Source organism: Halobacteriovorax sp. CON-3, assembly GCF_043196995.1.
Classification (GTDB): Bacteria; Bdellovibrionota; Bacteriovoracia; order Bacteriovoracales; family Bacteriovoracaceae; genus Halobacteriovorax_A.
This window is the reverse complement of record NZ_JBEBNA010000001.1, coordinates 2,175,189-2,198,700: the sequence shown is the minus strand read 5'-3', so window position 1 is coordinate 2,198,700 and position 23,512 is coordinate 2,175,189. Positions and strand designations below refer to the sequence as shown.

Annotated in this window: 22 protein-coding genes; 5 read left to right on the top strand and 17 right to left on the bottom strand. The window is 36.7% G+C overall.

Annotation, left to right across the window (positions count from 1 at the left end; translation table 11 throughout):
* Positions 1-314 precede the first annotated feature (314 nt).
* Positions 315-1,640 (bottom strand): hypothetical protein, encoded by a 1,326-nt coding sequence (locus ABMA72_RS10530; RefSeq protein ID WP_392861059.1) that lies wholly within the window; start codon positions 1,638-1,640, stop codon positions 315-317.
* Positions 1,641-2,822, bottom strand: coding sequence for a thiolase family protein (locus ABMA72_RS10525; RefSeq protein WP_392861061.1), 1,182 nt, complete (start codon positions 2,820-2,822; stop codon positions 1,641-1,643).
* A gap of 82 nt (positions 2,823-2,904) precedes the next feature.
* Between ABMA72_RS10525 and ABMA72_RS10520 the strand changes: the two genes are divergently transcribed.
* Together ABMA72_RS10520 and ABMA72_RS10515 are read left to right on the top strand one after the other, a co-directional pair.
* Positions 2,905-3,330 carry a hypothetical protein gene (locus tag ABMA72_RS10520; RefSeq protein WP_392861063.1) on the top strand — a complete coding sequence of 142 codons (426 nt, stop codon included), beginning with the start codon at positions 2,905-2,907 and terminating at the stop codon, positions 3,328-3,330.
* A gap of 18 nt (positions 3,331-3,348) precedes the next feature.
* Complete coding sequence (locus ABMA72_RS10515; protein ID WP_103218405.1) at positions 3,349-3,780, top strand: FliG C-terminal domain-containing protein; 432 nt, start codon at positions 3,349-3,351, stop codon at positions 3,778-3,780.
* On the opposite strand, the gene ABMA72_RS10510 is transcribed toward ABMA72_RS10515, so the two are convergent.
* The 7 genes from ABMA72_RS10510 to glmU form a co-directional block, all read right to left on the bottom strand.
* Positions 3,775-4,152, bottom strand: coding sequence for a hypothetical protein (locus tag ABMA72_RS10510; RefSeq protein ID WP_392861065.1), 378 nt, complete (start codon positions 4,150-4,152; stop codon positions 3,775-3,777). The genes ABMA72_RS10515 and ABMA72_RS10510 overlap by 6 nt on opposite strands.
* Complete coding sequence (locus tag ABMA72_RS10505) at positions 4,145-4,588, bottom strand: cyclic nucleotide-binding domain-containing protein (RefSeq protein ID WP_392861067.1); 444 nt, start codon at positions 4,586-4,588, stop codon at positions 4,145-4,147. Before ABMA72_RS10505 ends, ABMA72_RS10510 begins: the two co-directional genes overlap by 8 nt.
* Positions 4,569-5,477, bottom strand: coding sequence for a hypothetical protein (locus ABMA72_RS10500; RefSeq protein ID WP_392861069.1), 909 nt, complete (start codon positions 5,475-5,477; stop codon positions 4,569-4,571). The genes ABMA72_RS10505 and ABMA72_RS10500 overlap by 20 nt, the downstream gene beginning before the upstream one ends.
* The gene (locus tag ABMA72_RS10495) at positions 5,470-7,704 is read right to left on the bottom strand and encodes a hypothetical protein (protein WP_392861070.1); all 2,235 of its coding nucleotides are present in this window, start codon (positions 7,702-7,704) and stop codon (positions 5,470-5,472) included. The genes ABMA72_RS10500 and ABMA72_RS10495 overlap by 8 nt, the downstream gene beginning before the upstream one ends.
* Before the next feature lie 18 nt (positions 7,705-7,722).
* Entirely contained in the window at positions 7,723-9,954 is a 2,232-nt protein-coding gene (locus tag ABMA72_RS10490) for an ATP-dependent helicase (RefSeq protein WP_392861072.1), read from the bottom strand.
* Between the two features lie 23 nt (positions 9,955-9,977).
* The gene (gene glmS / locus ABMA72_RS10485; protein WP_392861074.1) at positions 9,978-11,807 is read right to left on the bottom strand and encodes a glutamine--fructose-6-phosphate transaminase (isomerizing); all 1,830 of its coding nucleotides are present in this window, start codon (positions 11,805-11,807) and stop codon (positions 9,978-9,980) included.
* A 79-nt stretch (positions 11,808-11,886) separates the two neighbouring features.
* Positions 11,887-13,275, bottom strand: coding sequence for a bifunctional UDP-N-acetylglucosamine diphosphorylase/glucosamine-1-phosphate N-acetyltransferase GlmU (gene glmU / locus ABMA72_RS10480; RefSeq protein ID WP_392861075.1), 1,389 nt, complete (start codon positions 13,273-13,275; stop codon positions 11,887-11,889).
* Positions 13,276-13,482: 207 nt separating this feature from the next.
* On the opposite strand from glmU, the gene lon reads away from it, so the two are divergent.
* The 3 genes from lon to ABMA72_RS10465 all read left to right on the top strand — a co-directional run bounded on the left by lon (position 13,483) and on the right by ABMA72_RS10465 (position 16,725).
* A complete protein-coding gene (lon, locus tag ABMA72_RS10475) occupies positions 13,483-15,906 on the top strand; it encodes an endopeptidase La (protein ID WP_392861077.1) in 2,424 nt (807 codons plus the stop codon).
* Positions 15,907-15,968: 62 nt separating this feature from the next.
* Entirely contained in the window at positions 15,969-16,364 is a 396-nt protein-coding gene (locus ABMA72_RS10470) for a PleD family two-component system response regulator (RefSeq protein ID WP_392861079.1), read from the top strand.
* Positions 16,365-16,368: 4 nt separating this feature from the next.
* A complete protein-coding gene (locus ABMA72_RS10465) occupies positions 16,369-16,725 on the top strand; it encodes a hypothetical protein (protein ID WP_392861081.1) in 357 nt (118 codons plus the stop codon).
* A gap of 1 nt (position 16,726) precedes the next feature.
* Here ABMA72_RS10465 and ABMA72_RS10460 read toward each other — a convergent pair whose 3' ends face one another.
* From ABMA72_RS10460 to ABMA72_RS10425, 8 genes are all read right to left on the bottom strand, one after another.
* Positions 16,727-16,939 carry a hypothetical protein gene (locus tag ABMA72_RS10460; protein ID WP_021267597.1) on the bottom strand — a complete coding sequence of 71 codons (213 nt, stop codon included), beginning with the start codon at positions 16,937-16,939 and terminating at the stop codon, positions 16,727-16,729.
* Between the two features lie 136 nt (positions 16,940-17,075).
* Complete coding sequence (locus ABMA72_RS10455; protein WP_392861083.1) at positions 17,076-18,140, bottom strand: PQQ-dependent sugar dehydrogenase; 1,065 nt, start codon at positions 18,138-18,140, stop codon at positions 17,076-17,078.
* A 26-nt stretch (positions 18,141-18,166) separates the two neighbouring features.
* On the bottom strand, positions 18,167-18,784 hold the full coding sequence (locus ABMA72_RS10450) for a hypothetical protein (RefSeq protein ID WP_392861085.1): 618 nt from the start codon (positions 18,782-18,784) through the stop codon (positions 18,167-18,169).
* A gap of 67 nt (positions 18,785-18,851) precedes the next feature.
* Positions 18,852-20,216, bottom strand: coding sequence for an aldehyde dehydrogenase family protein (locus ABMA72_RS10445; RefSeq protein ID WP_392861087.1), 1,365 nt, complete (start codon positions 20,214-20,216; stop codon positions 18,852-18,854).
* A gap of 98 nt (positions 20,217-20,314) precedes the next feature.
* Entirely contained in the window at positions 20,315-20,500 is a 186-nt protein-coding gene (locus ABMA72_RS10440; RefSeq protein ID WP_392861089.1) for a hypothetical protein, read from the bottom strand.
* 184 nt (positions 20,501-20,684) lie between these two features.
* A complete protein-coding gene (locus tag ABMA72_RS10435) occupies positions 20,685-20,882 on the bottom strand; it encodes a hypothetical protein (RefSeq protein ID WP_392861091.1) in 198 nt (65 codons plus the stop codon).
* Between the two features lie 12 nt (positions 20,883-20,894).
* Positions 20,895-22,526, bottom strand: coding sequence for a DUF6531 domain-containing protein (locus ABMA72_RS10430; RefSeq protein ID WP_392861093.1), 1,632 nt, complete (start codon positions 22,524-22,526; stop codon positions 20,895-20,897).
* A gap of 88 nt (positions 22,527-22,614) precedes the next feature.
* Positions 22,615-23,505, bottom strand: coding sequence for a type II secretion system F family protein (locus ABMA72_RS10425; protein ID WP_392861095.1), 891 nt, complete (start codon positions 23,503-23,505; stop codon positions 22,615-22,617).
* Between the last annotated feature and the right edge of the window lie 7 nt (positions 23,506-23,512).

The window sequence follows — 23,512 nt, the reverse complement described above, 5'->3', positions numbered from 1 at the left end:
ACCGCAAACAATAGATTGGCCTTAGCCAATCAATTTTGCGGATGCTTTAGTATTCCAGATGGGCAGATGTAGATCCTTCGCGACAGTTTTCCAAATCGTCGGCCCTTGAGACGAACCGTCGTGCATAAACGCACTCCTCTCGAATAGTTTTCTAGCTAAAGATTAGTGGGCTAGCACCGCAAACAATAGATTGGCCTTAGCCAATCAATTTTGCGGATGCTTTAGTATTCCAGATGGGCAGATGTAGATCCTGTAGGGTGCCATGCACCCTTTGTTGTGCACATGCGAAACCAAAAGAGCATGGCACCTCATTTCTAGATAGCCTTAAGCCAAATAAATACCTTATTCTTTCCAGCAGGATTTCGACGAGTACGAGTTCTCGATTCGTAAATAATTACGGAGTCGTCCCCTTTTACTTGGGCCATAAATTCTTTTAGATAAGATCTTGGAACATAGAGGTTATAGTAGAACCCACCAGGAACTGCGAGTCCAGGCTTCACATTATCAACTTGAGTTACTTGATAAAGATCCAGAAGTTTACTGAGGCGTTTTCTCGTTTCATCAGTATCGGCTGAGTTCATCATAACACGATAAACTTTTGTATTACCGTAACGACTATCACGATAACCACCACCTTTAATATCTTCTTCAAAAGATGACTGTTCTCTATCGGCCGAAGAAATATCACGTGGAAGGGTATCAATTGAAGTTAGGACAACTTCTGATTCAACTTCATCACGCTCTTCATCTTCTAGAGTTTCACCAAGAAAGTTTTCAGTGTCATCAACATTTTCAATATCTTTAATATCTAATTCAAATTGTGCGATTTGTTCTTGATCAGCAATCGTTTCTTCTGTGAATTTTAAACCTTCATTCTCCCAGCGAAATTGAGGCTCATAGACGCTAATTTTATCCGAGAGATATTTTTCGTAGGTTCTATTGGCAAATTCAATTGCCCAAACGAGAAAGATGGCAACTCCAATAAAGGCAAAAATTTGAGCGAGACTTTGCATCTTTGAACTTAAATTATCTCTAAGTTTTAGCCTCGAGATATTAAAGTTTGTTCCACGAAAGTCTTTCTCCATTTTCTTAACAAAGTAGATCCACTCTTGGTAAAGAGTTACTTCCATAGAAGTTAAAATCTCGTGATTATGACTGCCTGAAAATGATAGATCGATACCAAGGTCAGTAACGAGCTGATTTGCATTAACATTTCGATTGCCTGAAAGAATATCATTTAAAGTAAAATGTTCATTGATATAAGCTTCATGCTGAGGAAAGACCTCAACAAAGAAACTACGTAGTAAGATTGAAGTATCGCGTTCACTTTGATGTAAATTACTAGCAAGCTCTTCAATTGAAACATCACGTGAAATAAAAACAAAACAAATAAATTTATCCCTAAGCCAAGTAAACCATGACTCAAGTGGGCCAACATGAATATTATCGATGATATAGTAGAATCTTTTTGAGATCTCAAAAAGAGTTAAGTCTTCATCAAAGAATACATCCCAAAAACGTTCAAAGTCTTCGCGATACTTTCCCTGCCAAGTTACATTTTGAATATCGAGGCAAAGCCAGTCGCGAAAAGATGCATAATCATGATGAAAGAACTTTAATTCATCGTTAACTTTTTTCATTTAAACTCTTTTAATTAAGATACCAATTCCCTGGCCACCACCAATACAAGCACTAGCAATACCATACTCTTTGCCTTCACTTGCAAGTTGGTTTGCTAAAGTCGTTGTAATACGAGTACCAGATGCAGCAAGAGGATGTCCTAGAGCAATTGCTCCTCCCCAGATATTAACCTTATTTACATCAAGAGCAAGCTCTTTCATACAAGCAAGTGCTTGGGCTGCAAAGGCTTCATTTATTTCCACAAGATCAATTTGATCAAGTTCCATCTTATTATCTGCAAGAAGTTTACGAATGGCCGGAACTGGACCAATCCCCATAATCGTTGGATCGACACCGACAACAGCACCATCGATAATTTCAGCAATTGGTTTTAGCCCATGCTCTTTTACAAAGTCTTCACTTGCCACAAGTGCAACCGCCGCTCCATCAACAATACCAGATGCAGAACCAGCAGTAACAAGTCCATCTTTAACAAAAGTTGAACGTAGTTTATTCATATCTTCAAGAGAAGCACCTTCTCTTAAATGTTCATCCTTTGAAACTGAACCCTTTCTGATTTCGACTTCACAAATTTCTTTTTGAAGCTTTACATCTTCGTAGGCCGCTGTTGCACGCTGATGTGATAAGAGAGAAAATTCATCACAATCAGAGCGAGAAACTTCGTACTTTGCCCCAAGATTTTCTGCAGTTATCCCCATTGGGCAGCCTGCGTGTTGATCAGTTAGAGCATCAAGAAGCATATCCACATTCTTCAATGATCCGTATTTCGTACCAAAACGTGCACCATATGTTAAATGTGGAACCATCGACATATTCTCAGTTCCACCAGCAAGCACACAATTGGCCTCTTCTAATTTAATTAAGCGAACGGCATCTAAGATGGCCTGTATACCTGATCCACAAAGTCTATTAATTGTGATTCCAGGTGTTTCTTGTGAACATCCGGCCTTAAGAGCAAGATGCCTCCCACCGTACATAGTATCAGTTGATGAAGGGACAACATTTCCCAAAATTACTTGATCAATTAAGTCGGCCTTCACACCTGTTTCACTAAGTAGTGAATTTGTGGCAGTAACAGCTAAGTCAACTGGCTTAATATCCGTTAAAGAACCACCAAATTTACCAAATGGCGTTCGTTTTCCACCTACTAAAAATACGCGACGGCCTTTATTTAAGGACATATTTGCCTCCATTCACTTACAGTTAAATACTTACTAAAATATATTAGGACGCTTTTATGTCCTAGTCAAAGAAGAGTAATTTATGTCAACAGAAATCAATCGCCAACAGCTAGAGAGATTCAAACAGCAAGAGTATAAGCGCCATGCCTATCAACTTAAGAAGGCCAAGCTTGAGAACTCTCAGGAATATCAGAAGACTGAGAAGAAGCACCTTGCCGACCTAAAGAGACTCAATAAACACTACGAAACTGAAATTAAAAGTGTTGAAAACAGTACAGAACTTAAATTAAAGCAAATTAGAGACAAGCAAACTGAACTCGTTAAAGAAGAACACGGTCGTATGGAGCTTGAGCTTGAAAATATGAAGAAGACTCATGAGGCGAGAGTTGCAGAACTTAAGGAAACTCATGATAATCAGATCGCGCAAATGAATGAGTCGCATCGAGATACACTTGATCAAGCGCGCGAGAAATACATGAAAGAAAAAATGAAGTGGGAAGAGGCATAATCTCCCAAAGGAAAGTAAATGGAAGCGAATAAGCAAAATGGTGGTGTATTTATAAATGGAAAGGCCCAGATTATTGAGATGCTAAAATTTATGAATGCAGATGAAAGGGCCACTCTCTTGAAGAATATTCAAATGAGAAACCCTACTCTTGCCAAAGAGCTTTATGCTGAAAGTATTACTTTCGATACAATCTACGCACTAGACGAGATTGATCTAAACCAAGTTGTTAAGTTTATTAAAGCACCTGTTATTGGTGTTGCTCTTAAGGAGTGTGAGAAATCTTTTCAAAAGAAAGTTCTTACTATTCTACCAAGAGAAGCTGCAGAAGAAGCTTACTCTTATCTTGTCAAAAACCTTGGAGCAAATGAGGCACGCGATATTCAAAGAGCAAGAAAGCGTGTAACTGACACAATTGTCGCCCTCAATAACAGAGGACGACTAAGTCTATAAATCACATTTATAATTAATTTTTCGATCATCAATTTGGGGGCAGTTCTTAACATTGCCCTCAAATTCTGCCCTCAACTCTTTTGTATTAAGCTGTAAATCAAGTAGTTCAATCTGAAGAAGAATTCCATCATCACTTAACTGATCCAGACATTTCGCCTTAATTGAATATTCACATTTGGCGGGATTAATCTTAGCAAGATTTACAAGGGCCTTCTTAAGCCTCTCATCACCCTTCGTTTTCTTTTCAATCCATGAGTCAATGTCATCACGGACACCATTCTTATTTGAGTCAGCTCCACCGTGCCAATCACTACTCCTATCAGTACAAGAAAATACGAAGAGAGTACAAAATAGAATCAATAACTTATTCATTAATTAACTTCCTAAACTTGGCCTCAACTTCATCTGAAAAAACAAAATCACTACTTTTAGCTGTATCAAATATTTTATGCTCAGCTAAAATATTAATGGCACTATCAAGACGATCAATTGTTGTATTAACAATTTTCTTAAGCCACAGTTCATTTGAATCAATAATCTTTGAGACTTCACTTATTGGAATAGGCACGACTTCAACATCTTCAATAGTAAAGCATGATTCATCATAAACCTTACGGTTAATTCCACCAGAAACTCCAAGGAAGTCACCTTTCTTATGGGTACCAGTTGGCACTAATCTTCCGTTTTGTTCTTTAACTGTTAAAAGAGTTCCAGATTTTACAAGAAAAATAAATTCAGCACTTGTACTCTCTTTAAATAGTAAGTTTTCAACTTCAACCTTACTACTTTCATACGCGGTAAACGTCATCAATCTCTCCCCTCAGTGCTGTACCATAACGAAGCCCATATGTAGAAAAATGGATATTCTTCGCTTCAATCTTGTTTAAAATAGTCTGTGCACAAATTGCTCCAGACTGTATTGTTTTTGATCTCTTTCCTAGGAAAGAAAATTGTTTACCAAGCGCCTTTGCTTCAACTAGTTGAATACGATCCGTACTCTCATTGAAGTCAGCAAGGCCAATACTGTAGTTATTTATTGCATCAGCGTCATATGCCGGGGCACCCGAAAACATCAAGGCAAGGCTTGTTAAGGTACCTGCAACGCCAATAATATCCTGACCAACATATGAATCAAGATTAAACTTTTCAAAAATTTCATCAACCTTAGTTCTTAATTGGCCATCCTTTATCCAATCATCAACTCTCACTGAACCAATTGGTAGTGAAACAGTTTCAATAATTTCGAAAGGTTTTGTTTTAATAAGAATAAGTTCACTAGAGGCACCACCAACATCTAAGATGAGCTGCTTCTTTGACTTCTTCTTCATCATTTCATTAATTCCAAGGGCCGTATAATACGCTTCTCCCTCACCAGAAATAATTTCAATATCCAAACCGAGCTCAGACTTAATTCTAGCGAAAAACTCAGGAGCATTTTTAGCGACACGAGAAGCTTCAGTTGCCGTAATTATCATTTTATCACAACCCAGCCTCTGACACTCTTGCTGATATTCCTTCAAGGCCCTAAAAGTATCTTCCATTGATTTCTCTTGAAAAACACCTTCTTTATCAAGTCCTCTACCGAGCCCTGTAATTGTCGAGATTTCTTGTACAATTTCTTTAGTATCACGATCGATAATAAGTAGTAGTGTAGAATTAGAACCAATATCTACAGAACCAATTAAATTCTTAGTCATTTTTGAAAATACCTTTAAATAATTTTTTTATTTTGCCTTTATTCTTTTCAAGGACTTTATCTGTTTCTTTTTTCAATAAATTCTTAGCAGCACTCTTGGCCAATTTTTCAAGAGTGTACTCATAGTCACTGGTTAAAGCATAGCCTATCCCTTCTAGGCGGTACGGAATCTTAGCAGTTCCATAATCTCTTACAAGGTCATGCTTTAATTCTTCTTCATTTACAACAATAGCACCAAGAAGCTCCCCTGGGGCCTTAAAATCAATCTTTCCATTTCCTTCTAAAGCGTACTTTCCTTCATCTAATACTACTTTATAACTTTTAAATTGATGATAGCGATCATCTAATCGGCCATTAAATGATAATTCAGTAATATCACCATTAATTGAGATATCCTTTTTAGTTAATTTTTCAAGTTTGTTGAATATACTGCCTACAACATTTGCTAAATTTATCTTATGAAGTTTTGCTTCTTTAACATTTAATGCAACATTGAAGTCATAGCCTTTACCAATTAACTTTCCATCAACCTTACCTGATGCTTTCCCCTCAACAGACTTAACAATACCATGTGGGACAAAAAGGGCGGCACTTGAAATATCTACATCACTAAATGAGGCATTTACTTCTGTTGTTTTCCCTTTCTTATGAATCTCTGAATTAACTTTAAGATTTAGCGGTGCGGTTCCAAGTTTTAATCTATTTGATAAAATATTTAATTTTTTACGGTTTACACTCAGGCCTATTTGACCATTAATCGGCGACTCCCCTAGCATAACATTGGAGAACTTAACTTTTGATTTAACTGGATAATTTGAAAAGACTTCTCCGTTTGTACTAGAAATATCGACATCAGAGTTTTCTTCTTTTACTTCTTCCTTAGCAACTTTCTGCTTAGGCATATGCTCTTTCATCTCTGTCGGAATCTGAATGTCTTGCAGATGCATATTAATATCAGAAGTCTTTAAGTAATCAAAACGATCAACGCCAAGAACAAAAGGAGTCGACTGACCAATTTTCACAATCCCCTCTAAAAGCTTTAACTCAATTGCAGATCTTATCTTTTTACTATTTAAGTTATTCTTAACATTAACGACAACAGGGATGCCAAGTGCAACGATATTACTATCCACACTAGTTGTTATATTTGGAAATAATTTATCATTTCTAGAAGTTAGACTTCCCTCGACCTTAAGTTGGCCATCTTTGATTTTCACACCAAAGGCACTTACATTAACAAAGTAAGAAGTAATATTATTTAAATCACTAATAAGATTTATATTATGTAATTTTAAAATTTCTTTACTTAAGTCGTAATCAAGATTTGATTTCATAAATTGATGTTCTTCAAGTGCAACAACAACTTTTGAAGACATAATCTTCTTCTCAACACCACCATCCATTTTTACAGAAAACTTTTTTAGAGGTTTTATAAGAACACTTGATTTAACATTATTAATATCGACTTCAGCATTGAAATTTAGCTTTTTCTCTTCAAGCCACTTATCAAGTACAGTTTCACCAATTATTAAAACATCAAAAGATGTTTCATTTGGCTTCCCTTTTGAAAGAATGAAATGAGACTTCAACTCGAAAACAGACGTTGTATTGAAACCAATATCTCTAAGTGCAAGTTTTTCAATATTAACTTCACCAAAGCTTCCACTTCTAAGAGCATAGTTTGCATTAATATTCGTTACATTAAAATTCAAAGATGCATCAGAAAAAAAACTTAGAACGGCCAAGCCAGAGTCAGAACTTTCATCTTTTCCTTTCTCTTTAGCTGTAATTTTCTTTTCCTCTTTAAAGCTAACCACTTCTTTTGAAGTAAAAGAGTTTTCCCAATTAGAGCCCTTCTTGAACTCGATATAACTTACTTTCGGATTATCAATATTTACAGAGATCGTCCCGTATCCCATAAGCATCGTCCAAAATGGGATTTCAATTTGTAGATTATCAAATGAGCAAAGGGGAAGCTTTCGGCCACCATGGGGATAAAGAATATCAACGCCCCTAATATTAACTTTAGAATTAAGGCCAAGGGAGTAATCAAGAGACTGAGTTAATACTTCAGCATTTGGTAAAGTCTTTTGAAGTTGAGTAGTAAAAGCCTGCCTTATGTCGTCTGGTTTTAAGTTCTTTTTAGCAACAATTAATATGATTGCAGAGAAGACAATTAAAAAACCTAAAAATAAAAATATTATTTTTAATGGTGACTTAGTTTTCACATACCCTCCAATGGTATTTTAGATTAAAGTCAGTGGTGCAAATTTTGCCATGAATTTTTTCTGTGCACCGTCATTAAATTTAATCGTTACCTTTTCATCTCCTGTCGGGCCAATACACTCTAAAACAGTTCCTTCACCATAAAGAGAGTGAACAATTTTTGATCCCTTAGGATAAGTTACTTTCTTTGCACTTATACTTGGCGATTTTTCAACTCTGTAAACAGGCTCATCATCATAAACCGGATCACATAGGTCGTCCCAATCATTATCCATTGATTGCTGACGCCCACCACCTAGTTTCTTCCAGATATAAAATTTATTCGGTATTTCTTGAATGAAGCGGCTAAAGCCATTGAAGCGTAATTGTCCAAATAACATACGCCCTTGTGCAAAGGTGATATAGAGTCTTTTCATTGCTCTAGTCATCGCAACATAGAAAAGACGACGCTCTTCTTCAATTGCAACTTCGCCATTTTCGATTGACTGATAACTTGGAAAGACTGTCTCCTCAACACCTGTAACGAAGACATATTCGAACTCAAGACCTTTGGCGCCATGAATTGTCATTAGGGATACTTCCCCCTGATTTTCTTCCTCTTGTCCAATCACTGAATTATCAAGAGTGATTGTTTCTAAAAAGGCGCCAAAACGGCCGTCAGGATTTTGATCCTCAAATTGAGTAAAGGCACTACCAAGCTCTTCTAAGTTTTCCATACGAGCTTGCGACTCATAGTCTTTTGCTGCTCGAAGCATTTCCCAGTAACCAGATTCATAGAGAAGTTTTTCATAAACAGTCTCTAAACCTTCACCTTCATCATGCGCAACTTTGGCTTCAGTGATTAAGTGAACAAATTGCGAAAGAGAAGACTTCACACGAGACGAAAGTCTAATATGTTTAAAATCTTCTGGATTATCCACAATTCTATTAACAACTTCCCAAAGAGAACTATCAGACTTGATTGCCTCTTCTTCGATTTTTCTTAACGTTGTTGCACCAATCCCACGAGTTGGTACATTAATAATACGACTTAAGGCCAATGAGTCTTTGTCATTAACAAGAAGTCTAATATAGGCAATTAAATCCTTAATTTCTTTTCTCTCGTAGAACTTAATCCCACCGACAACTCGATACGGGATATTAGATTTTCTAAGAGCATCTTCAATTTGTCTTGATTGAGAATTAGTTCGATAGAAAACTGCCATTTCATCGTAATTAACTCCATCTTCATTATGATGATGAATTAATTGTTCTGCGACAAAGTCAGCTTCTTCACGATCACTAGAACATTCGACAATCTCAATTGACTCACCTTCAGGGTTATCAGTCCACATACTCTTTCCCTTACGTTGAGTATTTCGACAGATAACTGCTCCAGCGGCTTCAATGATATTTTTAGATGATCGGTAATTCTGCTCTAGTTTTAAAATTTGAGCATCACTGTACACTTCTTCGAAGTCTAGAATATTTCGAATATCTGCTCCACGCCAAGAATAGATCGACTGATCCTCATCCCCAACAACACAGATATTTCTTCTTTTCATAGCAAGCTTTGTAACTAGATCAAATTGAGCACGGTTCGTATCCTGATACTCATCCACAAGGATATAGCGGAAACGATCCTGGTATCTTTCAAGCACTTCAGAAAACTTTTCGAAGAGCTGAATAACACCACAGATAAGACCACCAAAATCTGTCGCATTGGCCTTGTGAAGTTCCTTTTCATACTCAAGATACATATCGTAGAAGATATCATCTCTTTCTACTTCATAATCTTTATCTGAAATATCACGATCAGGGTAATGCCCGTGATTCTTAAGGTCTTCAATAAAGTATAGTACTTCAGACGGAGCTGTTTCTTTTTGAGAAATTCCACGACGATTCAAGATCGCTTTTACAACACTCTTTTGTTCAGACGTATCATAAATCGTAAAATTACGACTAAGGCCTAAGTAGTTTGCCTCAGACCTTAGCATTTTTGCACAGAAAGAGTGGAATGTAGTCACTTGAAGAGCACCCACATCACAACTAACATCACGTCCGACACGGTCACGCATTTCTTTTGCGGCCTTATTCGAGAAAGTTAGGGCCAATAATTGAAAAGGAGAAATATTCTTTTCTTCTAAAAGATAAGCAATCTTTGTTACAAGCGTTCTCGTCTTTCCTGATCCTGCACCAGCAAGGATCATCATTGGTCCATCAATCTCTTTAACGGCTTGACGTTGTTGAATGTTGAGATGATCTAACTTCATTTAAATTCCTAATTTACTCTTTTTTATTCTACAGTTACTGACTTCGCCAGATTTCTTGGTTTATCAATATCTGTTCCTAAATTCTTAGCAATATAATATGCAAGTAGTTGGTTAACTACGTTTACATAAAGAGGTGCTAAATCTCCAAGTCCTTCAAAGTTAAGTTCGATATAGTGATCTGAAATTTCTCTTAAATCTTCCTTACCTTTTGGACCAATTGAAACGATTAGACCCTTACGAGCTTTAATTTCTTGAATATTTGAAACTGTTTTCTCATATAGCTCTTCACCAACTAAGGCGATATTTACTTTTTCTTCGTCAATTAAGGCGATTGGACCGTGCTTAAGTTCCCCTGAAGCATAACCTTCGGCATGAACGTATGCGATTTCCTTTAGTTTTAAGGCACCCTCAAGTGCAATTGGGAAGTAAGACCCACGTCCTGTATAAAAGAAACCTTTAAACTTATAGATTGCATCTGCAACATCTTTAATAGGCTTCGTATTATCAAGTAACTGCTCTACTCTTTGAGCAAGTAAGCTATAACGTGCTGATAACGAATTTCTTAATTCATCATTCATACTTCCATTTGCAATTACTTCAGAAAGTGTTTTCCCTGTTAGAACTTGTTGAGTGAAAGCCTTTGTTGAAGCAACACCAATTTCAATACCTGCACGAATCATAAGATTGACATCACAATCACGGTACAGCGTAGAGCCTTCAGTATTTACAATTGAAAGAGATTTCATGCCTCTTTCTTTACACATTGTTTGGGCCGCAAGCGTATCTGCAGTTTCACCGGACTGTGAAATAAACATCGCTAATTCATTCTGATTCAGAATTGGATTTCTGTAACGGAACTCACTTGCAACTTCTGCAAAACATCTAATGCGGTTACTTGACTCAAAGTAATCCTTAATCATAAGACCTGCATAGTAAGCAGTCCCACAGGCAGTAATACTAACAGCTTCCATTGGAAGTTTTGTTGCTGCCTCTAAACTCTCTTTCCCTTCTCCTTGAAAGTAGTATTGAGTAAGAGAACGAATTAGCTCTGGCTGCTCGTGAATTTCTTTAAGCATATAGTGCTCGAATTCACCCTTTGAAGCAGGATCGTGATCGATCGTCTGCTCTTTTGACATATACCTTTGAGTCTTTGTTCCATCTAACTCATAGAAGTTCAGTAGTTGATTATTCTTAACACTTAAATGGCAAAGAACATTATCTTCAGGGAAGTAAATACGGTTTGCCATACCTGCAAGAGCATATGGATCACTTGAAACAAATACTTCAGAGTTTACTTCATTACTTCCACATACTAGTGGAGCACCTTTTTTAATTGCAAAGATTTCATCTGTTTCACGATTTAGAATAACAAATGCAGAAAATCCTTCAATTCTTTCAAAAGATTTGATGACTGCTTCTTTAATTGGAGTTCCTTGACGCTTGTGAAAAATAAGAAGCCCAAGAAAAGTCTCAGAATCTGTTTCAGATTCAAAGTAGATTCCATGCTCTTTTAGTTCATTTCTGATTTCAGTAGCATTCTCAATGATTCCATTGTGAACCATTGCAATTCCATCTTTTGTTGATACGTGTGGGTGAGCATTATAATCTGTTACACCACCGTGAGTGGCCCAACGAGTGTGCCCAATGCAAGATCTTGCATGAATATCTTTGCCTTCAAGCTCGGCTTCAAGGTTAGCGATTTTACCTTCTTTTTTATAAACGAGAAGTTCATCATTTTTACTGATGAAACTAACTCCAGCTGAATCGTAGCCACGATACTCTAATCTTCTAAGTCCTTCTAGAACAACGTCAACTGAATTTGATGGCCCTAAATGCCCAACAATTCCGCACATAGTCACTTCCTTATATGTTTAAAAAATACTAATTTAAGAAAGATACCATTTTGCGGGCGAAAATAAAATTTTTGCGGGCCTATTTGTCGCTTTTTTTCCTAATGAAACGCTTTGCCATGCCCTCTTTCGTCTCTTGACGCCCTCTGGCAATTGCAAATGAACCATCTGGCATACTTTTGCTAATAGTTGAACCTGATGCGACATAGCATTCTTTACCAATCTCAATAGGAGCAATCATTTGTGAATCTGATCCAATAAATGATCCATCACCAATAATTGTTTTATGCTTATTGGCCCCATCGTAATTACAAGTAATGAAGCCACAGCCAATATTTACATTGTCTCCAATCTCAGCATCACCTGCATAACTTAAGTGAGAAACTGCAGACTTCTTACCAATCTTAGATTTTTTAATCTCGACGAAGTTTCCGATTTTTGCGCCTTCACCAATATCACTTCCAGGTCGAAGCTGTGCCATAGGCCCAATTGAAGCACCTTTAGATACTTTTGAATCTGTAATATATGAATTGGCCTTAATGATCGCACCATCTTCAATAATTGAATTCTTAATTGTTACGCCTTGCTCGATGACTACATTCTTTCCAATCACTGTTTTGTCATCGATAAAAGCATTTTGGAAAAGGTGTGTTCCTTGACCAATATTTTTTGAATAACAATATGTGTGTGATGGATCTGAAAAGCGCACCCCCGCTTCTAGCATTAGGTAGCGAGCGATTGAGCGTCTTAAATAAATATCTGCATTTGAGAGTTGAATTAAGTTATTTACACCTAAGAATTCACGAGCATCCTCAAATAAAAGTGGAGTAACATTCGCTTCAGGGTTGAATGTATCAGTTAAATAGAATTCTCCTGATTTGTTATTATCTGAAAGATTAAAAACATGATCCATTAAATAAAGAGTTTTAAAAATATAGAGACCAGAGTTAACTTCAGTTACAAGCCTTTGCTCATCTGTTGCATCTTTTTCTTCAACGATTTGAAAGCCAGTACCCTTGCGAATAATTCTTCCGTAACCTGTAGGATTACTTGCTGTAAAAGTTGCACAAACAGCATTTGGACCTTTTTCAATTTCTTCAATCAGAGCGCTAATTGTTTCTTTTGTAATTAGCGGTGTATCCGCACATGTCACAATTGTATAATCATAGCCACGAGAGTTTTCAAAATCGTTCAAATAAGTCTGAACTGCATGCCCTGTCCCTAATTGCTCTTTTTGATAAACGTAATTTATACCTGTAAAGCGTTCATTAACATGTTCTTCAACAAGTTCACGTTGATGTCCTGTTACTAAAGTGATGTCGCCAAAATCTTTAAATGTTTCGATGACATAATCGACTAAAGTATTTTGGTGTAATGGTGCAAGTGGTTTTGGGATATCCATTTTTAATCTTGTTCCCTTACCTGCAGCAAGTACAACTACCGCAACTTTCTTTGTCGTATGTTCTGACATTTTAAAAACTCCTAATAACCGACTATATCGGTCTCTTTTCACTTTATGAAATTACAACACATTAACTAAATCATAGCAAAAAAATCAGTTAAAAAACTCAAAAAAATCACGCATTTTCGCTCTTTTTATTAAAGAGTTTTTTTTATTGCCCGATGTTAATTAAGAACAAATTGCCTATATTGCGCCGACCTGTTGGAGGAAAGATTTATGGTTACAAATTACGAGGGTGAGAACATTGAGTTTAAGGAAGAATTGGCCCTCTTACCAATCCGAGACTTAGTTATTTATCCATTTATGATTTTACCTCTATTTGTTGGTAGAGAAGCATCAATCAAAGCTATTGACCACGCTATTAATCATTCAGATCGTCTGATTCTACTTTCGAGTCAGAAAGATATTGTTGCAGAACATCCTGCACCAGAAGAGATTTATGAACTTGGTACTGTTGCCATGATCATGAGAATGAGAAAACTTCCAGATGGAAGAATTAAAATTCTAGTACAAGGTTTATCAAAAGCTAGAATCACTTCATTTGAACAACAATCACCTTTCTATATTACAAAAGTAGAAAAGGTTGAAGATACAGTGACTGATAGTTCAAATATTGCAACGACAGCACTTATGAGAACGATCAAGGAACAACTTGAAAAAGTTATTCAACTTGGAAAAGTTCTTTCTCCAGATATTCTAATGGTTCTTGAAGATATTACAGATGCCTCGAGACTTGCAGATTTAATTGCATCAAATTTAAATCTACATGTTTCAGAAGCACAAACAATTCTTGAAACACTAGATCCAGTTGATCGTCTACATGCAATCAATGATATTCTAAACCGCGAATTAGAAATCCTAATGATGCAACAAAAGATGAAAACAAATGCTTCATCTGAGAATGCTAATCAAAGAGATGTGTTCCTAAAAGAACAAATCAAAGCGATTAAGTCAGAACTTGGTGATGGTAACTCAGAACAAGATGAGTTTGCAGAGTTCAGAAAAAGAGTTGAAGAAGCAGGAATGCCAGAAGAAGTTCTTAAAGAAACAACTAAGCAACTTGCGCGTCTTGAAAAAATGCACCCAGACTCGTCTGAAGCAAGTATTATGAGAAACTATATTGAGTGGATGTGTGATCTTCCATGGAGTAAAAAATCTGAAGAGCATATTGATCTTAACTCTGCTCTTGAGATCCTTGATGAAGACCACTTTGAACTTACTCAAATCAAAGAAAGAATTCTTGAGCACCTAGCAGTTAGACAACTTAAGGGTGATGATATGAAAGGACCAATCCTATGTTTCCAAGGTCCTCCTGGTGTTGGTAAAACTTCACTTGGGAAGTCTATTGCTCGTGCAACAGGAAGAGAATTTGTAAGAATTTCTCTTGGTGGTGTAAAAGATGAAGCAGAGATTAGAGGTCATAGAAGAACATATGTTGGAGCAATGCCAGGTCGTTTTATTCAAGCGATGAAGCAAGCAAAAACAAATAACCCAGTTGTTCTACTTGACGAAATCGACAAGCTATCTGGTGACTATAAAGGTGATCCATCAGCGGCCCTACTAGAAGTTCTAGATCCAGAACAAAACGTAGAGTTTAGAGATCACTACCTAAACGTACCATTTGATCTTTCAAACTGTATGTTTATTGCAACTTCAAATATGCTTGAAAATATTCCAGGTCCACTAAGAGATCGTATGGAAGTAATCAATCTATCTGGTTACACAAGAGAAGAAAAAGTTGAAATCTCTAAGAGATATATCATTCCAAAGCAAATGGATGAAAATGGGATCAACAATGAGCACGTGGTATTCACTGATGAAGGTGTTGAAAGTGTTATCGAGCACTACACTTCTGAAGCTGGACTACGTAACTTAGAAAGAAGAATCGGTACTCTATGTCGTAAAGTAGCAATGAAGATTGCTAAAGGCGATATGGGTAAAACACATATCGTAAAAGATACTGTTGTTAAATACCTAGGACCACCTATCTTCGTAAAAGAAGATCACAAAGATGAAGATGAAGTTGGTGTATCAACTGGACTAGCTTGGACATCTCACGGTGGTGAAGTTCTTTACATCGAAACAACAAAGATGAAAGGACAAGGACTAACTCTTACTGGTCAGCTTGGTGACGTAATGAAAGAGTCTGCAAAAACGGCAATTAACTACATCAGATCTCGTGCACTTTACATGGGAATCGATGAAGATATTTTTGAAAATCACGAGTTCCACGTACACTTACCAGCTGGTGCCACTCCAAAAGATGGACCTTCTGCAGGTATCACATTAGCAACTGCCCTAGTATCAAATTGTACAGGTGTTCCAGTTAGCCGTGATGTTGCAATGACTGGTGAGATTACTTTAACAGGAAAAGTTCTTCCAATTGGTGGACTTAAAGAAAAAGCACTTGCTGCACTTAGAATGGGAATCTCTACAGTTGTTATTCCATGGGGTAACAAGAAAGACCTTGTTGATATTCCAGAGAACCTAAGAGAGAAAATCAATTTTGTTCCTGTTAAAACAATTGATGAAGTTCTTGATATCGCCCTAGTAGACTGGGCAGGTTATAAGAAAGAAGTTCAAATGAAAAAAGTGGACGAAAAACATCAAGAAAAAACTAAAGCTGGCGTTGCCGCTTAAATAGAGAGGGCCAACAAGGCCCTCTTTTTTTTTATCCAACATTAAATTAAAATGGAATGTATATGGGAAAAGAAGAAATGAAAGTAATGATTGTTGACGACTCTGAAATCTCTAGAACTTCTGTTAAAGATATTTTAGAGCAAGAAAACTATGAAGTCGTCGGTTGTGTAGGTAGTGCACAGGATGCTTTAAAACTTGCTTTTGATAATCCTCCAACACTATTTATTATCGACGTTATTATGCCAGGAATCAGTGGGCTAGAGCTTGCTGAATCTGTTGCCAGCAATTTCCCAAACGCTAAAATCCTAATGATGTCTTCACTTGATATTGAATCTGTATGTATTGAGGCAATTTCTTCAGGTGCTCAAGACTTTTTAGTAAAACCATTTAAAAGAGAAGATCTACTTAGATCTGTAGATAAGCTGACTCATGATATTGCGTCAGAAAAAGCGAGTTAATTGAATGTTTAGGTTTTTAATTTATTTTACAGTTAGTTTTTTAATCTTGGCCTTTCCTGTAGCTAAGAATTCAACAGTATTTGATAGCATTAACAAACCACTGAAACCATATACGCAAAAAGTATATTCAACAATCGCCTTTTATTTGAATACAAGCCTTAGTGAAGGCAAAGAAATGACAGTAAAGCTTTTTAATAATACAGCTAAGAAAGTGGATTACGTCAAAAGAGAATCTTCAGGGATCACTAAGCCAATTGGTAAGAAAGTTCAGGGCCTCGACGCTCTGGATGATTATCAACATGGTGAGTATACTGTTGAAGAACGTGAGGCCCTTTTAAAAGTATTACGAGAAAGTGAATAAATTATTGATTAATAGACTTTGATTCTGTCTCTTTTTCAATAGTCCCACCAGAACTCGCAATTAAATTATCAATTTCTTGCATCTTTTGCTTAAGGTTTAATCCCCTAGTTTCACAAATAGAATCATCAGACGTATTTGTTGTTGCTTCTTTTACTCCGGCAAATACCTGAGATGATAGTAGTGCTAGTACAGATAATAAAAATAGCTTTTTCATAATACTTCTCCTTTTGTAGACACTATATTCAATGCATGAAGTATGCCAACAACAGACATCGTATTTTCAATCACTTACCATATGCATATTGTTTAAGAAGTATACATTTTTTCAACGCTGTTTAGACTTTTAACACTTACCTTACAACCTTAAGTATCTTTCCCGAATCCGTTGTTAAATAGAGCTCTCCGGCCGGAGAAACTACAATCTGGCGCATTCTCTCTTCAAGCTCCTCTAGGTAACTCTCTTGAGAAACAACTTTATTACCATCCATTCTAAGCCTTCTCAGATGCTCACTGCCAAGAGCGGCCAGAAATATATCCCCTTTCCAATCCTTATACTTAGTTCCTTCATAAACAACCATTCCCGAAGGTGAAATACTTGGTGTCCAATAGACAATAGGCTGCTCCATTCCCTTCTTTTTTTCTTCACCTATGCTTGGGCCCCAATACTCCTTTCCATAAGTAATGATAGGCCAGCCATAGTTTAGACCTGGTTTTATTAAATTAAGTTCATCTCCACCGCGAGGACCAAATTCACAACTAAAGATATCTCCATTCTTATTCATCCCAATTCCTTGTGGATTGCGATGACCGTAGCTCCATATCTCCTTTAGAGCACCCTTCTTATTTTCAAAGGGGTTTCCTTTAGCCGGTGTGCCATCAAAATTTAAGCGTAGAATTTTACCATTATGATATGAGAGGTCTTGAGCATACTTTCTTTCTCCGCGATCACCAATAGTCATAAAGAGGTAGTTATCTTTAAATAACAAGCGCGAACCAAAGTGGCGAGTGGTATCACTTATAACCTTTGTTTCTAAAAGTACTTCGGCCTTACTCAGTTGGGCCTTAGCATATTCTGCACGTGCCAATGTCGTTACGACAACACCCTTAACTTCAGAAGAATATGTGAAGTAAGCGTAGTCCTTGTCTCCAATCTTCTTATACACAATATCAAGCATCCCACCTTGACCTCGTGACTTTACTTTTGGAGAGATGAGCTCTTTGGTCTGCTTTGTTGAAAAATTATGATACTTAATTTTTCCACTTCTTTCGGTAAAAAGGATTTCATTATCATTGATAAAACTGATTCCCCAAATAATGTCATTAGTTTTAAAAACTTCTTTTGCATTAATTTTTGCAAACGAAGAAATAGAAATGAGAGAACTGAGAATTAAAAATACAAACGTGAGACTTTTCATAATGAAAGTCTAGCATGTTAAGACTATTACGGAAGTAAAAACATATTAAAGTCAAAACCACTTATTGGAGGATCAATTTCAATGACATCTCCTCCTCCAATTGACTCTTCATGACGACTAATACGAGAAGAAAATTTTAACCTCTTAACTTTTTCATTGGCCATTCGGTAATCTGTTGAAGCGTAGGTTTCATCATATTCTTCAACATCACCAGACTTAAGGTTTAACATCAAATTAAGTGATTCATTGCGATCATTTCTTATAATGACTTCTGGATTTAATTTGTATTTTGAAAGTTCTGATACAATACGATCTTCTAAGCGATATGGTGGCTGACCTCCATATAAACGAACAGAAGTGACATCTCCTAAATTTTTAACAAAGTTAGAAATTGCTTGCCCTACCTTTGTTCCACTATCTAGATGGGCCAAAACTGTGTCCCCTTCAGAATTGTGCATAATTAAAGCAACACAGGTTGCAACACCATAAGTTTGAACAAATGTGTGCTTGGCAGCAGATGTATAGATATATTCTCTTTGAAAAACCTCAGGAATGTCTGCACGGTCTAATACCGTAGATGCAAAAGTTGAGTTAGTGATTGCAATAGTGCTAATTAAAAGAATATAGAAATGGGCCATTTTCATGGCCCTATTATACTAATAATAAATATTTGAAATTGATTTTTGAAAAGCTTTCAATGGCCGTAAAGAATTATGACAGTAAATTCATAATCTTACGTACTAACGATACCTTTTTCTCATAAGGAGGATAGCGTAGATCGTTTTCCAAACAAAAGCTTCTCTTCATAACGGCCTTCTCATGAGAGAATAGCTTAAACGAGAACTCACCGTGATAGGCACCCATCCCCGATTCACCGACACCACCAAATGGCAACTTCTCATTCGACAAGTGTACAATCGTATCATTAATAACCATTCCACCACTGCTAATTGATTCAATGACCTTTTTCTTATCTCCATTAGAATCAACGAAAGCATAACAGGCCAGTGGTTTATCATAGCTTTTAACAAATTCAATGGACTCTTCTAAATTATCAGAATAAACAATTGGCAACAGTGGGCCAAAAATCTCATCCTTCATAATTGCACTATCTTTATCAGCTCTTACATATGTTGGGGAAATATATAATTCTTCCTTATCCACATCTCCACCAATAAGAACAGAATCCTTATCGATTAGAGCTGAAAGTCTATCAAAGTGTCTTTCATTAATGATGCGTCCATAGTCACCACTTCTCTTAATTTCTTCACTATAAAATTGCGTGAGGTACTTCTTTGAAGCAGCTATAAACCTATCTTCATCTCTCTTATTTATTAGGATATAGTCAGGCGCAACACATGTTTGGCCCGCATTGAAGAATTTTCCCCAAACAATTCGCTTGGCCGCTAAATCAATATTCTTAGTCGTTACGATTGCCGGAGACTTACCTCCCAACTCGAGAGTGAGTGGGGTTAAGTTCTTAGCGGCAGCCGCCATAATAATTCGCCCAACATGGCCATTTCCTGTATAGAAAATATAATCAAATTTTAAATTCAAAAGTTCAGTCGTTTCTTCAATTCCACCTTCAATAACTGCTGCAATCTCACTATCAAGTGCACTTGTAATGACATCATCAATTATCTTGGAAGTTGCTGGTGCCATCTCCGAAGGCTTCACAATAACTTTATTTCCTGCTGCGATTGCACCAATAAGTGGAACGATGGCCAATTGAAACGGATAATTCCAAGGGGCAATGACTAAAACTTGTCCATATGGCTCGTAGTGAATCTCACTTCGTGCTGGCATAAATGGGAGTGGCGAAAGAACTCTCTTTGGCTTCATCCACTTCTTTAACTTCTTTTTCATGAGCTTAATTTCATGTAAGCAGAAGTCAATTTCGGAAAGGTAAGACTCAAAAGAACTCTTATTTAAGTCTGCCTTTAAAGCAGCAAGAATCTCGCTCTCACGGGCCCTTATTTCGCTTTCTAAGGCCTCAAGAGCACTGATGCGATCTTCATATGTTAAATTCTCTCGCCCTTTCTGAGCACAGTACGCAGTTGTAATATTATTATCCATAGGCTCATTATAGCTGGTTTTAAATTAATCAGGCAAAAAAAAGCCTGACTCTTGGCCAGGCTTTTTATAAGAAGTGTGGGTTAAGTTTGAGTTAAATTTTATTGTCCCATTGATTGAGTCGATGAGCTTGATCCAGCTGGAGCTACTGCAGGTACCTCTGCTTCAACACTTGCTACATTATCAGAACTTGCATACATATCGTCGCAATTTGTTCCAGACTCATTTAATGCAAATACGTTTGATACACTTAATAGAAATAAAAATACTAATGCTAACTTTTTCATAATTTCCCCCATTATGGTTTTGTTTCTTTGCTATTTATAAAGCAAGGAGGATGCCAACAATTCAAATGTATTTTCAATAGGTTAAAAAGTAGGAAAGTGTAATATTTTGAACAGTGTGTAGATTTTAGACAAAAAAAAGGCCCGTTATTAAAACGGGCCCATTCAATGATTAATTTATGTAATCTTATTTTGAACCAGACTGAACACCACCAGGGTTTGTCACAGGCTCTGTTGATGATGGTACTGCAGTTGTAGGTGTTGTGTTTCTGTTGTCTAAGTTAACCTTAGGACAGTCACCATCTTTCTCACCTGTTACCGCACCATCTGCCGCAAAAATACTAAATGAACCAAGAACCATTAAAAGCGTTAGTAGTTTCTTCATATATCCCTCCAATTACATATTTAGGTTTACACCAGCAGGCTTAACAATTGCTAAGAGTGATTGGAAGGCCTGAGTAACTTGTAAGGCCATCTTATGTCCTGCTTTTGATTCTACTTTAAGAATCTCACCGTAGTTATCATATTTAACGTTGATCTTTCCTACCTTATTCATAGTAATCTCAACTGGCTTACCTTGAGCATTGTATTGAAACTCAAGAGCTCTTTTTTGTTTTGTCTTCTTATTGTAATCCATCATTTTTGAAATACGACCTTTTGAATCGTATAGTAGAACAACAGACATACCTTTAGAGTTATTTGCTTTCTTCAGGTTACCTTTTTTATCGTAGTCAAACTCTGTCCATCCACGTGGGTTTACAACTTTTGTAATCTTCTTAAACTGCTTGTGGTATTCAAGCTCTACAAAGTCACCTCTTGAAGAAGCTTTCTTAACAAGAAGTCCATCTTTATTATATTCAAAGTTAGTTACGTGGTTTCCTCTTTTAATTTGTTTTGGAAGAGAACAACACTCAGTATAAATCGTTTCAGTTTTAAGCCCATTAATTACAGTAAGGATTCTGTAAGTATAGTGAGATCCGTCTGGTTTCTTCTTGATCTCATATTCGTAACGATTTACAACTTCTTTTTTAGTAGGAGATTTCTTTGCAACAAGTGTCCAGTAGTGAAAGTCAGGGTTCTTAGGGTTACTCTCGTAAGAGTACTTAATCACCTCTCCACTTCTTTTCGTTAGCTCTTTTACAAATTGAGTTTTCTTCTCATAAGAAATCTTTTGAGATGATCCATCTTTATAAGTAATAAGAGTCATATTGTGATTTGCATCGTAATCGTACTTAAAGTTATTTCCTGAAATATCCTTAGCATCTACTAAGTTATAATTTGTGTCATAAGTATAAGTTGTCTTCTTACCTGCTCCGGATTCAACAGATTTCACAAGACCATTTGGATACCATTTAAAGAAGATTTGCTTTGCCATTGAATCTTTGATCGACTTAAGAGAACCCTCTTTCGTGTAATCAAGATTAACAACATATCCGTTCTTATCTTTTACTTGAACAAGCTTACCATCTTTATTGAAATGGTTTTCCTTACCGTCGTTATACTTTCTAATATAACCTTTTGCAGTTTTGACAACTTTTTGAAGCCCACGAACATTTGAATAAAGTTCAGTTCCAACTGCTAGGTTTGAAGATACATTGAACTTCTTAGCATAAGCTTGTCTAAGTTCAGCATCATTAGTTAGCTTCGTAACTAAAGTTTTAGCAACCGTCGTTGAAAGTGATGTTTTCTTTCTCATCACATCCACGATTTTCTCAGCAGCGGCCTTAGCGTCAACGGCCTGTCTTGGAGTAAAACGTGTTTTAGCACCTGAACCATTCTCGTGAACTGTTACTGAACCATCTGCAGAAACAACTAAGAAAGTTTCATAGTCAGAACCCCAACCATAACCAAACCATCCTTTTCCAGGTGACTTTGAGTTGTACGTTCTTTCAACAACTAGGTCATTTCCACCACCAGGTACGATAATATCCGTGTACGTAATGTAGAAATTTCCGTTTTTCAGATTTACACCAGCAATCGATGCCAGTGAAAACAAACATAGTACTAATAGCTTTAAACTGATCCTCATGACTTGTATCCTTATTTAGTTAAAGAATCTTCATTCTCTCCATAGTCATATCGGAGGCCTTTAACTAAAACTTAAACATATATTAACTTTATTCCTTGATTTTCACTATTTTAAGAATGAAGAAGGTACCAATACCGTCTAAAACACAGGCGACTACAAATAAGACAATCCCAATGGCCGAAGAAAACATCTTTGGTAGAAGGGTTGGATCATTTGCAGAGAAAATAGCTAGAATTACAAAGGGCATGGCCGCAATAGTAAAACCTTGAAACTTTCCTTGTGCCGTTGCCGTATCGATTTTTTGCTTCAATCTAATTCGTTCACGAATAACAGAAACGATAGTGTCAAAAACTTCGGCAAGATTACCACCAGTTTCGCGTAAAATATTAACACTTGAAACGAACATATCATTATCTTGAGTGGGAATTCTTTCTGCCAAGTTTTCGAAGCACTCTTCCAATGTCACCCCAACTCTATTCTGCTGGAGGATAATATTAAACTCTTCCGAGATAGGAGGTGGCATTTCATCAACAACCATTCCTAGGGCCTGAGGGACTGATAGACCCGCTCTAAGACCATTAGAAAGAAGAGTTAGGCCATCTACCATTTGATTTTGATAAGCTAAAATACGACGATTGACGAGATAATCAACAACAGGCTTAGGGGCCTTAAAACCAACAAAACCTACAACTAGTCCAAGAAAGGCTCCTCCTCCCCAGCTTCCAAGAAGTCCAAAGATAATGAGAGTAAGAGTTCCTAAACCAAATGACAGCGCCAAAAGTGCGTAGGTAACATGATCTGGCTTTACATCAATAAAGAGTAATTCAAACTTTTCCAAGATATAAGTTCTCGTCCCAAAAGTTTGCTTTTCAATGAGATCAAAAATACCAACAGAGTATCGATAACAAAAAAGGAAGAAAATTAAACCAATAAGCCCAATCAATCCACTTCGTCCAATTTGTTCAATAAAAAAGCTCATTTAAACC

Excerpts from the sequence above, each read along its gene's own strand:
- ABMA72_RS10525 (WP_392861061.1), bottom strand. The coding sequence starts at position 2,822 with ATGTCCTTAAATAAAGGCCGTCGCGTATTTTTAGTAGGTGGAAAACGA.
- ABMA72_RS10425 (WP_392861095.1), bottom strand. The coding sequence starts at position 23,505 with ATGAGCTTTTTTATTGAACAAATTGGACGAAGTGGATTGATTGGGCTT.
- ABMA72_RS10440 (WP_392861089.1), bottom strand. The coding sequence starts at position 20,500 with ATGAAAAAGTTAGCATTAGTATTTTTATTTCTATTAAGTGTATCAAAC.
- ABMA72_RS10445 (WP_392861087.1), bottom strand. The coding sequence starts at position 20,216 with ATGGATAATAATATTACAACTGCGTACTGTGCTCAGAAAGGGCGAGAG.
- ABMA72_RS10515 (WP_103218405.1), top strand. The coding sequence starts at position 3,349 with ATGGAAGCGAATAAGCAAAATGGTGGTGTATTTATAAATGGAAAGGCC.
- ABMA72_RS10435 (WP_392861091.1), bottom strand. The coding sequence starts at position 20,882 with ATGAAGAAACTACTAACGCTTTTAATGGTTCTTGGTTCATTTAGTATT.
- ABMA72_RS10455 (WP_392861083.1), bottom strand. The coding sequence starts at position 18,140 with ATGAAAAGTCTCACGTTTGTATTTTTAATTCTCAGTTCTCTCATTTCT.
- glmS (WP_392861074.1), bottom strand. The coding sequence starts at position 11,807 with ATGTGCGGAATTGTTGGGCATTTAGGGCCATCAAATTCAGTTGACGTT.
- ABMA72_RS10490 (WP_392861072.1), bottom strand. The coding sequence starts at position 9,954 with ATGAAGTTAGATCATCTCAACATTCAACAACGTCAAGCCGTTAAAGAG.
- ABMA72_RS10520 (WP_392861063.1), top strand. The coding sequence starts at position 2,905 with ATGTCAACAGAAATCAATCGCCAACAGCTAGAGAGATTCAAACAGCAA.
- lon (WP_392861077.1), top strand. The coding sequence starts at position 13,483 with ATGGTTACAAATTACGAGGGTGAGAACATTGAGTTTAAGGAAGAATTG.
- ABMA72_RS10465 (WP_392861081.1), top strand. The coding sequence starts at position 16,369 with ATGTTTAGGTTTTTAATTTATTTTACAGTTAGTTTTTTAATCTTGGCC.
- ABMA72_RS10500 (WP_392861069.1), bottom strand. The coding sequence starts at position 5,477 with ATGACTAAGAATTTAATTGGTTCTGTAGATATTGGTTCTAATTCTACA.
- ABMA72_RS10510 (WP_392861065.1), bottom strand. The coding sequence starts at position 4,152 with ATGAATAAGTTATTGATTCTATTTTGTACTCTCTTCGTATTTTCTTGT.
- ABMA72_RS10430 (WP_392861093.1), bottom strand. The coding sequence starts at position 22,526 with ATGAGGATCAGTTTAAAGCTATTAGTACTATGTTTGTTTTCACTGGCA.
- ABMA72_RS10450 (WP_392861085.1), bottom strand. The coding sequence starts at position 18,784 with ATGAAAATGGCCCATTTCTATATTCTTTTAATTAGCACTATTGCAATC.
- glmU (WP_392861075.1), bottom strand. The coding sequence starts at position 13,275 with ATGTCAGAACATACGACAAAGAAAGTTGCGGTAGTTGTACTTGCTGCA.
- ABMA72_RS10530 (WP_392861059.1), bottom strand. The coding sequence starts at position 1,640 with ATGAAAAAAGTTAACGATGAATTAAAGTTCTTTCATCATGATTATGCA.
- ABMA72_RS10470 (WP_392861079.1), top strand. The coding sequence starts at position 15,969 with ATGGGAAAAGAAGAAATGAAAGTAATGATTGTTGACGACTCTGAAATC.
- ABMA72_RS10505 (WP_392861067.1), bottom strand. The coding sequence starts at position 4,588 with ATGACGTTTACCGCGTATGAAAGTAGTAAGGTTGAAGTTGAAAACTTA.
- ABMA72_RS10460 (WP_021267597.1), bottom strand. The coding sequence starts at position 16,939 with ATGAAAAAGCTATTTTTATTATCTGTACTAGCACTACTATCATCTCAG.